The organism is Glutamicibacter sp. (genome assembly GCF_035257265.1).
Classification (GTDB): domain Bacteria; phylum Actinomycetota; class Actinomycetes; order Actinomycetales; family Micrococcaceae; genus Glutamicibacter.
The window spans coordinates 194,425-207,541 of record NZ_DATEXC010000016.1; the positions used below are offsets into that span (position 1 = coordinate 194,425).

The window sequence follows — 13,117 nt, forward strand, 5'->3', positions numbered from 1 at the left end:
ACCAGAACTATTATTCGTTAGCTTTTAACTCCTACTTACAGCTCAGAGCCTCGTAGGAAATTTCTTTGGTGATGTCATCAGAACCATTGGAAGCATCGACCGTGACAGAACCCGCATTCAGGGGTGCCTTTCCTGCGTTCAGCGGAGCGGAAGCGGACTTGCCTGAACCTAGGTTATTCATTTTCTTGTTCCCGAAGTCACTGGTTATGTGCAAGGTAACGGGTGAATCTTCATTGTTCTTGGCATTCACGTTGAGCATCGTATTTTTGCCTATGCAACGGGCCGTCACGCTCAGTTTAATGTCGAAATCTTCTTCTATGACCGGTACGTCTACTCCAGCTTCGGTGACCCACTTGGTGCCTTCGTCGTTTTTGGTCACGGTGAAGGTGTCCCAGACGTCGCCAATCGCCAAGTCCGTGGTGGACGATGCGGTTTTCTCAGCCAGGTAGGAGTTGTAGGTCAAGCTGTCTTCAGTAACGTCGATGACTTGATAGGTAGTGAAGTCCTCACCGCGCTTTACTTGCGTGGCATTGTTCTGTGTCCAGACGTTATCGTTTTCATCCGCGAGGTCATAGTGCTTTGCGCCAGAGTTTGACACGACATACACCGGGCCATCGGTAACGCCCTCGAAGTCGGTTCTGTTCTCATTGTTGTAGCCTCGTGAGTACACATGATCGTGACCCATCTGCACAAGATCGATGTTGTGTTTCTGGAAGATTGGAACCCATTCATCTCGAAGTACCGGTTCGTTGCGCCCGGACGAAGCCGAGTAGACGGGCTGGTGGAAAGTGACAACGTTCCACTTGGAAGTGCTGTCTTCGAGGATATGATCCATCCACGCGGCTTGGAACTGTACCCAAAGTGTAGAGCTCTTACTTTCTGGGCAATCATCGGTTGAACACGCGGGCAGGTTATCTGGCGTCAGGAATCCTTTATCCCGAGTGGCATTTATGGTGATAAACCGGACGCCCTGGTAATCGGTGTAGTAGACAGTCTCTTCGGCGAATGTTGTCCAGTGATCAAAGAGTGCCCGGTATTGTGCGGCAGCTTCGCTGTCACCAATGGTGAGCTTTGCCAGGTCGCCGGCTGTCTCGACCGACGGGTTGTTTCGCGGGTATTCAAAGTTGGCCTTCCACGCGGAAAGCTTGTTATCTCCGGAGTATTCGTGGTTGCCCGGCGCCGCCATGACGTTTGACGTTGCGGCGGATTGTTCCATTCCCTTGAACCAGTTATTCCATTCGCTCTCGTTGCTTCCGGTATTGATGAGGTCACCGGCATGTACTGAGCCCACGGCGTTCGGGGCTGTACGTTCAGCTTGCGAGACGACTTTTGGCCATGTGGTGTCGAGACCGATCTGCGCATCTCCGTAGTAAATGTATTGGAAATCGGTGATCGCTGAGTCGGCAGTCGTAAACGTATTCCACTCGCTCGAATTGGAACCATTGCTGACTCGATATGTGTAGTCGGTCCCGGGCAGCAGGTTCGTGAGTTCAGCGGAGAAATGCGGCAAGGGGTTGCCATTAACTGGCTCAACGAATTCTGCAGCGACGGTAGTGATTTCGCTTCCGTCCACCTTGCGGAATTCGACATTTCCAGCGTCAGCGGCGGAACTGCCTGCCATCCATGAAACGTACTGCGAAGTTTCTGGGGTCTCGGTCGGAGTAAGAATAACCCGGGAAATCGGGTCGATGTTTTCGGTGGTATTCAAACTGAGTTCGGGAACGTCCAGGTAAATATCTGAACTGCTGGCACGGTCATTATGCAAACTGATCGCGACGGTGTTCACGCCGTCGACGAGGACATCTGCAGGAATTTCGAAACTGGAAGAAACCGGGTTGCCGTTGCTGCTCCCTGCGTACTCCTGAGTACTTTTGCCGGTGAGCCTATCGTCGAGAAATCCAGCGACTTTTGTGCCATTGATCCACATGGTCAATGCATCGTCATAAACCACATCGCCGGTGATGTTCAGGAAATCATCGGCGCTACCTTCAGGCAGGTCGAATTGGGTACGGAAGAAATACGCCGGCGTAGCAGTTCCGGTTTGCCCGCCAAGGTAGTGGTTGAGCAATGTCTGTGGGTTGTACGGGCCTACCGCACCCAGCGAACCATTCTTGGCGCCGAAGCTACCTTGCGCAGTTTTCCATGTGCTGTCGTCAAAATCTGTTGCAGCCCATGAATCCAGATCTGCATTTCCGGACGCCGGGTCGGTGCCATCATCTAGATAATTCCATTGAGTGCTGTCGGTGGAAATTACCACCGTGTTATGGCTCTGATTTTTCAAAAACGGTCACCAGCCAGTCAGATCTTGTAGTCAAACACCCGTGAACCGATATGTGCTTCAAACGCCGCCACCGTCGACTCAAAATCATCACGCTGAACATTACTGATCGCGTTCTTCGCATCATTCCACACGTGCTCAATCGGATTATGATCCGGAGCGTAGGGCGGGAAATTGATCAGATGAACATCCTGCAAAGTCTGCCCCGAGGTCAGTCCTGCCTGGATTAACTTGTTCTTATGCCAGGACGCGTTATCCCACACAATCACAATCTTCTTCCCCGGATTCAGCCCCACCAACATCTGAACGGCCTCTAGGATGGTGGCACTGTTCTGCCAATCCAAACGCAGTGATATGCATTCACCGGTGTTCTGGTTCAGGAACCCGATAAACGATTGAGAAGCTTTCTGCCGGTCCACTTTCAACACAGTTTTCGTGTTCTTCTCGTACCACGCTTTGCGCACCACTGCTTCCTGATCGATACGCACCTCATCCGCAGCGAATACCAGCGTGTTCTCATCAGCTAACGGGCCGGTAAGTTCTTCACGGATTTCTTTGATCCGCAGGTCAATACTCTTTTCGTCGGCTCGCCTGCGGTCAAACTTCTCTGGTTTGTGGAAGGACAGTCCAGCCATGCGCAGCAGGAAGTGATACGAGGAATTGGAGGCGTACTCGATGTTGAACGTGGTCGATAACCAGTGATCCACTTTCGGGACATCCCAGAACTGGGCCGGAAGGTACTCGTCGCCTGGCGGTTGGGAGAGGACCTCGGTGACTGTTTCTCGTTGCTCTTCGGTGAGGTAGCTGCGGTTCAGGTTTCCTGCATGCCCGGTATAGAGCGAGGCCATGCGTTGCTTGTGCCAATCTGTCACCCAGTCAAGAAGGGTTGAGGGTTCTCGGTCCACGAATTCAGCCACAATTTCCGGGGCCACGTCCCGAGAAAGTAGGAGTAACGCTTCGGCTTTCTTCACTACGAGTTTGTGGGGTGCATTGGCTTTGTAGTCTTTGAGTAGCCGGCGTTCTTCATCGGTGAGTTGTGGGGTGCGCATGCTTTCAAAATTAACATTCCGGCAGTGCTGGGACGGGTTTAACGCGCCGTGATCAATGGGTTTTCAGAACCGCTTTTGAACTGCGAGAGCCATATCCGGTTTGATCTCAGCATCAGCGGGGGCTGCGTGTGCAGGACTGATTGTGCTTGCCAGCAAGGCAAGAACTGCCGTGGTGGTCACGCCGCGGCGCCAACCAGGCGTTGAATTTATTTTTAGAGACATTTCTACCTTTGAGCTGTGAGTGTGTGATCGGCCAGTGAAAGTGGCTGATGAACACAGCTAACGCCAAGAGAATGTCTGGAAAGAGAACCCCAAGTGAACCAAGGATTTCTAGACTGAACGGTCGAACGCACGGTTAGCGTGCGGAGAACAGTTTGGTCTGTGAATCGGTGGACCGTGGAATTCCGTGAAAAAAGCTGAACTACTTAGCCGTAGTGAACTGATGGTCCTCGGCCAGCAGGATATTCAGGGCCAATCCCTTCTTATCTTCCACTAGCTGCGCATCCCATTTGGTTTGAGCCAAAGTAAGCAGTTCTTCTGGGTTCTGCGCAGCGACCGGTTGCTGGATCAAGAAGCGTGCAACCTCGCCGCGCGTGTGCTTAGCAAAGTGCGAGACCACCTTCGGAACTCCGTTTCGCAGCTGGAAAACATTCACCGCGACACTGTTGCCATTACTTGGCTTATACGCCGCCGCGTAGGTGCTTGACCGGGCGTCGACGATTAACTGATCGCCTGCTGCCTCGTCGAGTACCGCGGGCAGTCGCTTCTTCCACCAGCTGGCCAACTTACCCAGCGGTTCGAGTCTGGCCGACATGGATAGCCGGTACGGCGGAATTCTGTCGCCGAAGCGCACCGCGCCCCACAGTGCGGACACCACGATGATGGACTGATCCGCTCGTTGCTGCGCTGCGTGATCTAGTGTGGCGTAGTTCAGCGCCTCAAAAAGCACGCCTGAATAAATGTCATGCGCCTTGGCCGCCGGTTCGGTGTGTAACCGGATATTGCGGGCGACCTCGTGTGCCAGCGTTGCGCCAACCCCGAGAACCTCCATGGCATTTTCATTTGCCGAGACTTCGGACAGGGCGGCTAGCACCGCAGCCCGATCATCTGCCAGTTGCGCAAAGGAAAGCTCACCGGAAACAAACGGTGCGCCGTGAGCATGGGCGGTCTTACCTTCGGAAGGTGGCAACAAAATAAGCACGCCATTCAGCTTATCGGAGATCAGCCGGGGTTCGGCGCAGGGCGCTGCCAGGAACAAATAGCTGATCATGTACGAATCGCGAGCAGCTAGCTACGCTGAGCACAGTAGCCTGAACACGACTCTTGCAGTGAGGAAACACCATGAATGAATCTGCACACGGCTCTTCCTCGGACGAGTACGATTTTGATCTAATTGTCATTGGTGCCGGCCCCGCAGGGGAGAACGCGGCCGATTACGCGGTCAAACATGGGTTGCGGGTCGCAATCATCGAGTCTGAACTGGTCGGCGGCGAATGTTCCTATTGGGCGTGCATGCCGTCCAAGGCACTGCTTCGCAGTGGGCAAGCGTTGAACGCGGCCCGCAGGTTATCTGGAGCAAAGCAGGCAATCACCGGGCCGCTCAACGTCGAGCAGGTCTTAGCGCGACGGGATTCATTCGCGAGCCATTGGGATGACTCCGGGCAAACCCGGTGGCTAGAATCGGCAGGGATTGAGCTGATTCGCGGCCGCGGTCAACTTATCGGCCCGCATCTTGTACAGGTTGGGCAGGCACAGTATTCAGCGCTCGCCGTGGTGCTTGCTACCGGTTCGGTGCCGGTGCTCCCAAACATTGAGGGTTTAGCACTAGCCAAACCCTGGGGCACCAGAGAAGCTACCGCGGCTGAAGAAATTCCGCCACGCTTGATCATCATTGGTGCAGGTGTCGCGGGCACCGAGCTGGCCTTCGCCTTCTCTGCCCTTGGATCACAGGTCACGATGCTCTCGCGCGGAACTTTGATGAGCCGCGAAGAACCATTTGTGGGTGAACATCTGACCAAAGCACTAGAAGATGCGGGCGTTCAGATTCTTCGGGGTGTGACCCCGGATCGTGTGGACCGCGATGCAGCTGGTGTGGTGAGCATCCGCTTGAACGACGGCAGGCAAATTTTTGCCGAGCAATTGCTGGTTTCCACCGGGAGGCGGGCCAATACCGCCAACCTTGGTTTGGCGGCACTGAACCTGGATCCCACAGCAAAGCTGAATGTGGATGACAGCATGCGCGTGGAGGGCTTTGACTGGCTCTACGCGGTGGGCGATGTGAACTCACGCGCCGCACTGACCCATCAGGGAAAATACCAGGCGCGCATTGCCGGTGAGGCGATCGCTGCCCGGCGCAACGGCGAACCACTCTCGGCAGAGCAGTGGGGCAGCCACGTGGCGAGCGCTGATCACCTCGCCGTACCACGAGTCATTTTCAGTGATCCGCAGGTCGCGGCCGTCGGAATGACCGAAGCCGAAGCGCAATCCAAAGAACTCAACTTCCGCTGCGTTGAATACGACCTGGGTGCCGTGGCGGGCGCAAGTTTGCATGCCGACGGGTATCAGGGACATGCCAAGTTGGTGGTTGAGCAATCGCGTCAAGTGATTATCGGGGCAACCTTTGTCGGCCAGGATGCCGCCGAGCTTTTGCATGCGGCGACTATCGCGATTGTCGGCGAGGTACCAATGGACAGGTTATGGCATGCGGTTCCCGCGTACCCGACGATCAGTGAAATCTGGTTGCGCTTAATGGAGGAATATCATTTCCCCGCGCCAAATGTGGCCAGCGGCTCTTAAGGCGAAGTCGGCGCGAACAAACTGACGGGGCTAGAATGGTTAACGAATGGGATGACTAGGCGATCGCGTGCCGTGCAAACGGCCCGAGGAACGTCCGGGCTCCACAGAACAGGGTGGTGGGTAACGCCCACTCGGGGTAACCCGCAGGCTAGTGCCACAGAAAATAGACCGCCAGGTTTTCCTGGTAAGGGTGAAACGGTGGTGTAAGAGACCACCAGCATCTCGGGTGACCGGGATGGCTTGGTAAACCCCACCCGGAGCAAGGTCAGACAGACCGCGTTATGAGGGCTGTTCGCCCCATGCGGTCGGGTGGACCGCTAGAGGCTGTCGGCAACGGCAGTCGTAGATAGATGATCGTCTTCGCGCAAGCGGACAGAACCCGGCGTATCGGTCATCCCATTCACTCACCAGCGTGGTGAGATGATTCACAGGCGTCAGGCTCCGCTTCGCGGGTGCACCGTCTAGAATGGATACGTACTTGCGGGGATGATCCTGTTACCCCGCGCCACCGCAAAAGCAATGGTGCTTCTCACGGTGCCAACCGACTTTATGGATCTGGAAGTCGGCTGAAATGGAAGGATTTTCTGTGACCCAGCAGTCTGTCGTTGCCCAGGAAGAATGGAGCGGGCGCGAAGAGCTCGCCGAGGCCATGATTCCACTGATCGGACGCCTTAACCGCAATAACAATGTGGTGACCTCGATCTACGGCCGTAAGTTGATCAACCAGTCCGCCATCGACATCATCAAGGCGCACCGCGTAGTGCGCCGCATTGATGGCGAAGAATTGGCGTTGACCACTACCATGCCAATGCTCGAAGCAATTGAATCCTTGAACGTTGGTTCGGTTTCCGTTGACTTGGGCCGTCTGAACAAGAAGTTCGCCGCCTCCGGCTCGAAGGACCTGAACGCTTTCCTCACCGAAGAGCTAGGCGAAAAGGTCGGCCAGGCTGGCGCCACCGACGTTGAGCCGCAGGACGTCGTGCTCTACGGCTTCGGCCGAATCGGCCGCCTGCTGGCACGCATCCTGATTGAACGCGGCGGCTACGGCCTGCGCCTGCGTGCCATTGTGGTGCGTAAGGGTTCGGATGACGACATCGTTAAGCGTGCTTCGCTGCTGCGCCGCGACTCGGTCCACGGGCGCTTTGACGGCTCGATTACCGTAGACGAGGCCAACAGCACCATCTTGGCTAACGGCACCCTGATCAAGGTCATCTACTCGAATGATCCAACCACCGTTGACTACACCGAGCATGGCATCAACAACGCCATCGTGGTGGACAACACCGGTCGCTGGCGCGACGAGGCTGGCCTGTCCCAGCACCTGCAGGCTAAGGGCGTTGCCCGCGTACTGCTGACCGCACCGGGCAAGGGCGATTTGAAGAACATCGTCCACGGCATCAATGATTCCTGGATCACCGCAGATGACAAGATCGTCACCGCGGCCTCCTGCACCACCAACGCGATCACCCCAGTCCTGAAGGCACTGAACGACAAGTTCGGCGTCATCCACGGACACGTTGAGACCGTTCACTCGTTCACCAACGACCAGAACCTGATCGACAACTTCCACAAGGGTGAGCGCCGCGGCCGTTCGGCAGCACTGAACATGGTGATCACCGAGACCGGTGCCGCCAAGGCAGTAGCCAAGGCACTGCCAGAGCTCGAAGGCAAGCTGACCGGTAACGCAATCCGCGTACCAACCCCAGATGTCTCCATGGCGATCTTGAACCTCAACCTTGAGAACGGGACCACCAAGGAAGAGCTGAACGCTTACCTGCGCGAAGCTTCACTGACTTCCAGCCTGCACCGCCAGATCGACTACATCGATTCCCCTGAGGTTGTGTCTACCGACTTCGTCGGTTCACGCCGTGCGGGCATCGTTGATGGTTTGGCGACCATTGTCTCGGACAAGAACGCTATCGTCTACGTCTGGTACGACAACGAATTCGGTTACTCCTGCCAGGTAGTGCGTGTGATTGAGTCAATCGCCGGCACCCACCCGGTGGCAGTTCCAGCGGTACAGGCACAGACGGCTAGCGTCTAAGCCTCAACGCCTGCAGGCAGCACCCCGATCCTTTGACCAAGGGTCGGGGTGCTGCCTTTTAAACCCAGGGTGGCTTGCTAAGATTTCCCTTATGGCTAGGCGTATTTATTTGAGTGTGACCGGTGCGCTTGCAGCGCTCGGTGTATGTACCCTAGTGCTAAGCTCCTGCGCTATGAACGGTAGTGAGCTTGGACTGACTGCGGGCGAACCGCGAGCCGTGGTGGGAGCGCACTCCATAGATGAGACAGCGTCCAATGCGGCTGAAGCCAGCGGTGTGCTGCTGCTCAGTGCGGGGCAATGCTTCGAGCTACGCGCTCCGAAAGGAAAGCCGGCCTTGCTGATATTCCCTTCCGAGGCCCACGTCTTATCTGATGGGTGGCCCGGCATGAAGGTTGCCGATGAGGAATTCCGCGTAGGGGACCACCTGAGTATTGGCGGTGGCTTCCATCAGCTGACTGAGAAGGATGCCGAAGCCGTGGAAAAATGCCAGTCGACGGGCGAAGCCTTTACGGTTCAAGTCCTGCCGCGCCATACTGCCGAGCCCGCTGGGAAGTAGCCGGTCGCAACGAACGAGATTCGAAAGTATGTTCTAATCCTGTTTGCGCTGCGGTCTCCCGCCGGTGGCCGATGGCAAGCCAACCTTTCTGAGGGTCTGCCCCATCCCTGCCAGAAGTCTGCGGGCCGATGCGTGCTAATCCCAGTCATGAGGGTGCTTATCCTGGCGCTATGGGCTCACTGAGCGTGCCTTGCCCGCGTGCCAGCAGGGGAGCAGATCCTCCCCAGCCCGGCGCGGGGTCACCTGCTGGTCCCTGTGCCTATAGCTTTTCGCGATGCAGCCCGCCAAGAGGGTCAGGCGCAGGGCCCGACGTGAGTTTCTACGGCCGACGCGTGTGGTGGCGCAATGACTATTGGCGCTGAGAGTCTAGGCGGCGTTATATGGATGGTGGGCGGATTGCTTGCTGTCCGACAAGCATCGCTGGGGGAGAGGGGATAATGCAAGTGCTCTGGAACGCAAAAGCAGCGCCGGACGATTTACTCGGTACGGCGCTGCATCAGCGGTATATAAATTTCAGACTTTAGTGCCCGAAAGGATCCTCATCGGTGCCCGGCAGCCAGGTAGTGCCGGCTACACCCCAACCCAGAGCCTTCTTCGCCTTGAGCCAACGCTTATCCCACCGCGGCACCAGCTTGTCTACGTAAAGGAAGCCGTCCAGGTGATCAAACTCGTGCTGCATGATTCGTGCAAACCAGCCGGTCGCCTCGAATGAGACCGGCTTGCCAAACTCGTCGACGCCTTCAACTTTCGCGTATTCAGCACGCTTGAGTGGGAAGTTCAGGCCGGGTACGGAAAGGCAGCCCTCGGCCTCCTCATCAGGGTCAGGTGTTGCCTGGGAGACCTTCGAGAGGGTGAGTACGGGGTTGATGAGCACGCCGCGTTCGGGAGCCGTATCTTGATCAGCGTAGATGTAGGTGAAGATACGCAGTCCGACACCGATTTGCGGTGCCGCTAGTCCTACACCGTGAGCCGCATCCATGGTGGCATGCATATCAGCGACAAGCTGGCGCAACTGGTCATCAAATTCGGTGACCTCAGCTGCGCGTTGGTGCAGTACTGGTTCTCCATATACGGTGATCTGCCGAATGGGCACGTGATCGGTCCTTTCCCAAGGTGCTAAGAAGTCTTCTCCAATAGTTTCACGGCTCATCTTAGTTTCGCCACTGCGGGTACCGGCGTTGTTTAGAGCCCGTCCACACGCACGCTCGTGTTGCTGAGGGAAGATGCGTGGGCAATTCTGCGTGTTTACTAGTCTAAATCGCAGTTCCTGGGCCTTGATCGCGCAGACCGCGTCTGACATTCAGGCGATGTGGAACTCGATTGAAGACCTGCACTGAGATGCACTTCACCGTCAGGTGGGCGTTCATTGTGGTTGCCAGGTGTGATTGACGCAAGATAAACATTAGAACAAACGTTCTAATGGATGTTTTAAATGGGAAAGGCTAACGTCCCCATGACGTTAGCCTTTTGGTGAGCTTCGTAGCCGCTCAGACAGTTGCGAGTGTCTAAAAAGCCTAATCCCAATAAATCGAATTCTGAATCCCCCAAGATTCACTATACAAACTTCGATTCCCCGCTTCCCATCCTAGGACGGCAAAGCGCGAAAGTCGCCGTGAAAAAGATGACTAGGTAGTTCTTTGCCTGGATACAGGTAGTGACGTCAACTGGGCGTTAGGAGGTTCAACCACATGGAGCTCCCCGTTAGTGCTTGGAAGCAGCTGACGACGATCGACGATACCTAACTTTGTATATGAACGCTGCAAATGACCTTCCACGGTACGGCGGGAAAGGAAAAGTTCGTCAGCAATTTCATGACTGCTCGCCCCCCGCGCAGCAAGAACACAGGTAGCGTACTCACGTTCGGTGAGTAAGGACCGAACAATACGTCCGCGACCTAAGGCAAAGGTATTTACTTGTTCAAGCGGCTCTGCCAATTCCGTAGAGAGCGATAACAATCGGGACGCCAATGTACGCTGACCTAGCTCGCGGGCAGCGCCCGAGGCTCGCTGCGCAATCTCGGCAGCATAGAGCAAACGTTGCGACGATAGATGAGCAGCGGTCAGTGCCTGTACGGCTTCCAGCGCCGGTGTGTGGATCACCGAAGCATATTGTCCAATAGCCTGCGCCAAAGGGCCTTGCACTATAGCTGCGGCGTCACTGACCTCGTCCACCCCAACAGACAGACCCAAACGCCACGCATCGTGCAACAGGCGCATCCGGACCAGCTTGCGATTAAATTTATCGGCCTGTGCCAAGCACTGGCGAAGATGATCCTGCGCTGCCTCTGTACCCTCGAACTCCAAAATGACAGGCAATAAATTCCGTTGCGCAATGGGGCGCATAATTTGGCCAGATACCTCTGAGGAAGACTTGCCCACAAAGTAATAGGTTCCGGCCTTCTCTCGATCGCCAACTAGCACCGCAGCGCTCGCGGCCAAAGAGGCGATGAACCCAGTGGATAAGTAGGGGTCTGAGGCAGCTGTGAGGGCGAAGGCCTGTTCAAATGCTTCCAACGCATCCAACGCACGCCCCTGCTCAAGTTGTTCAAGCCCATGACCAGTCAGGTAATTGGCGTGGTTGATCGCCAAGTTTGTGAAATCGAGTCCCGACAGTAGTCCTGCCAGCTCAGCACTCACCCCGCCTAAACTGGAAGCCAATACCGGCAAAGCAAAAAGTAGCTCAGCCTGAGTTGCAGGTGTGGCCGAGGACCAATAATTGTCTGTTGCAAAGCTAACAAACTCTTCAAATGCATCGACTGGGCGTCCCGCATAACAATCTTCAATCAGCACATGTGCCAAACATGCTGAACGTAACGCGGGCGAGATGTCGCTATGGGAGGCATAGTCTCGCATCCTCTCGCTATCAACCACTCGTCCAGCACGAGACAACAGGAGTAGCCGCTGTGCCTGACTATCAATCGGATCATGAGGACCAAAATCAATAATTCGCGTCGCCAACTCGGGATCACCCAAACCGGCGAAAGCGATCTTAGCCGCAACCGCACGAAGCTCAGGACTTCCGGTACGTAACAACGGCTCAAGCACCGATAAAGCTACCTTCGGCCTACCCAGCTCATGTAACGCGTCGGCACGCATCACCAGTACGTGCTCCAAAATTGACTGATCGGTGAATGACTCCCGATCCAATGAATCGGTCAACGCCACCACCTGGGCAAACTTGCGCGCCTGAGCCGAACCAACCACATCTTCATACAATTCAGCTGCAGGGATCTTGATCCCCAGCTGCACCCGGTGCCGGGTGAACCAAGCCCGCGCATGAGAAGTGAGAACTTCTCTAGGAATAGTATCCGAGGCGCGCTGCAGGTAATCCCGAAGTTTCGTTTCGGTCAAAGTACTCAATACAGTGTGCGGGGCAAGACCGGAGCTGAGCACGACCGCAAGTTCGCGCTCGCCGGTTGCTTCATCTTCGGTTAGTGTTACCAATTTTGCCAGACGGGTATCGAGCAATTGAGGAAGTGCGGCGCCGAGTAGTTGCTGTGCAAAGGGGTATCTCAGTCTGCCGGTTACCGCCAGAAGTTCAATGGCTTCGCGTATTGATCGAGGCTGTTCGCGCAGTCGCGAGTTAATCAGATCTGAGATGCGTGGTCCCTGAGGATTCCAAAGCCGATCAAGAGTCCAGTAGCACCCCTGTTTAGAGAGGACCTTCGCATTTTGCGCGTCCAGGGTGAGCTCGCGAAGGTGTAGCGCATTTCCATCAGACAATTCCAGCAGCGTATCAACGGTGCTCGAGTTAACGGCGCCGCCTAGTACATCTTCCAAAATCGTGGCCGTGTCGGCAAAGCTCAGCCGTTGAAGTTCGACACGAAAAGCATCAGGGCTGGTGCGTAAATCCCTCAGCGATTGAGGCAGTTCATGAATCGCGGTGGTAGTTACCACGAGGTGAATGTTTCGCGTCAGTGACAACTGCCCAAGAATCGCGGCGCTTTGCTCATCGGCATAGTGGGCCTGATCTAAAAACAGGGTAAGGCTCTGCTGCTCGGTGTAACGCACTAATCCTGCAAGCATTTCTGCCGGAGCAAAGCCGCCAGTTGGTGTCGGCAACTGTGCTGTCAAAGTTGTTAGCAGGGCAAAGGGCACCTGCGTCAGGGCTTTGGCTGCGGTAATCCAGTAAATCTTACCCGGATGTTTTGAGAGGATCTGACGTGCAAAAGTTGTACGTCCACTACCGGTCTGCCCCACAATAAAAATGGGAGCGCCACGCGATACCGTCGCACGAGCTTGCTGGTATGCGTTGTGAAGTGACGGTAACTCCGTGGGGAGTTCGCTGGACGTGCCGATCATAAGCCTAAGTTTGTACCTGGTTGTGAGTCTGGTCAAGTAGCTTAAAATCAAAAACAGGTAGCTAAATGACTATGCAGCAAGCCCGTAATTGGT

Annotated in this window: 8 protein-coding genes and 1 other RNA gene; 4 read left to right on the forward strand and 5 right to left on the reverse strand. The window is 55.6% G+C overall.

Annotation, left to right across the window (positions count from 1 at the left end; all coding sequences use genetic code 11):
- Positions 1–31: 31 nt before the first annotated feature.
- From VJ369_RS02610 to VJ369_RS02620, 3 genes are all read right to left on the reverse strand, one after another.
- Positions 32–2,281 carry a metallophosphoesterase family protein gene (locus VJ369_RS02610; RefSeq protein ID WP_324090587.1) on the reverse strand — a complete coding sequence of 750 codons (2,250 nt, stop codon included), beginning with the start codon at positions 2,279–2,281 and terminating at the stop codon, positions 32–34.
- A 17-nt stretch (positions 2,282–2,298) separates the two neighbouring features.
- The gene (locus VJ369_RS02615) at positions 2,299–3,327 is read right to left on the reverse strand and encodes an IS630 family transposase (RefSeq protein WP_324090588.1); all 1,029 of its coding nucleotides are present in this window, start codon (positions 3,325–3,327) and stop codon (positions 2,299–2,301) included.
- A 421-nt stretch (positions 3,328–3,748) separates the two neighbouring features.
- On the reverse strand, positions 3,749–4,597 hold the full coding sequence (locus VJ369_RS02620) for a peroxide stress protein YaaA (protein ID WP_324090589.1): 849 nt from the start codon (positions 4,595–4,597) through the stop codon (positions 3,749–3,751).
- 71 nt (positions 4,598–4,668) lie between these two features.
- Between VJ369_RS02620 and VJ369_RS02625 the strand changes: the two genes are divergently transcribed.
- The 4 genes from VJ369_RS02625 to VJ369_RS02640 all read left to right on the forward strand — a co-directional run bounded on the left by VJ369_RS02625 (position 4,669) and on the right by VJ369_RS02640 (position 8,723).
- Complete coding sequence (locus tag VJ369_RS02625; RefSeq protein ID WP_324090590.1) at positions 4,669–6,123, forward strand: NAD(P)/FAD-dependent oxidoreductase; 1,455 nt, start codon at positions 4,669–4,671, stop codon at positions 6,121–6,123.
- Positions 6,124–6,170: 47 nt separating this feature from the next.
- Positions 6,171–6,526: RNase P RNA component class A (rnpB, locus tag VJ369_RS02630), an RNA gene on the forward strand.
- Positions 6,527–6,694: 168 nt separating this feature from the next.
- Entirely contained in the window at positions 6,695–8,167 is a 1,473-nt protein-coding gene (locus VJ369_RS02635; protein ID WP_324090591.1) for a glyceraldehyde-3-phosphate dehydrogenase, read from the forward strand.
- 172 nt (positions 8,168–8,339) lie between these two features.
- On the forward strand, positions 8,340–8,723 hold the full coding sequence (locus VJ369_RS02640; RefSeq protein ID WP_324090592.1) for a hypothetical protein: 384 nt from the start codon (positions 8,340–8,342) through the stop codon (positions 8,721–8,723).
- A gap of 520 nt (positions 8,724–9,243) precedes the next feature.
- Here the strand turns inward: VJ369_RS02640 and def are convergent.
- On the reverse strand, positions 9,244–9,816 hold the full coding sequence (gene def / locus VJ369_RS02645; RefSeq protein WP_324090593.1) for a peptide deformylase: 573 nt from the start codon (positions 9,814–9,816) through the stop codon (positions 9,244–9,246).
- A 532-nt stretch (positions 9,817–10,348) separates the two neighbouring features.
- The gene (locus VJ369_RS02650) at positions 10,349–13,024 is read right to left on the reverse strand and encodes a helix-turn-helix transcriptional regulator (RefSeq protein ID WP_324090594.1); all 2,676 of its coding nucleotides are present in this window, start codon (positions 13,022–13,024) and stop codon (positions 10,349–10,351) included.
- Between the last annotated feature and the right edge of the window lie 93 nt (positions 13,025–13,117).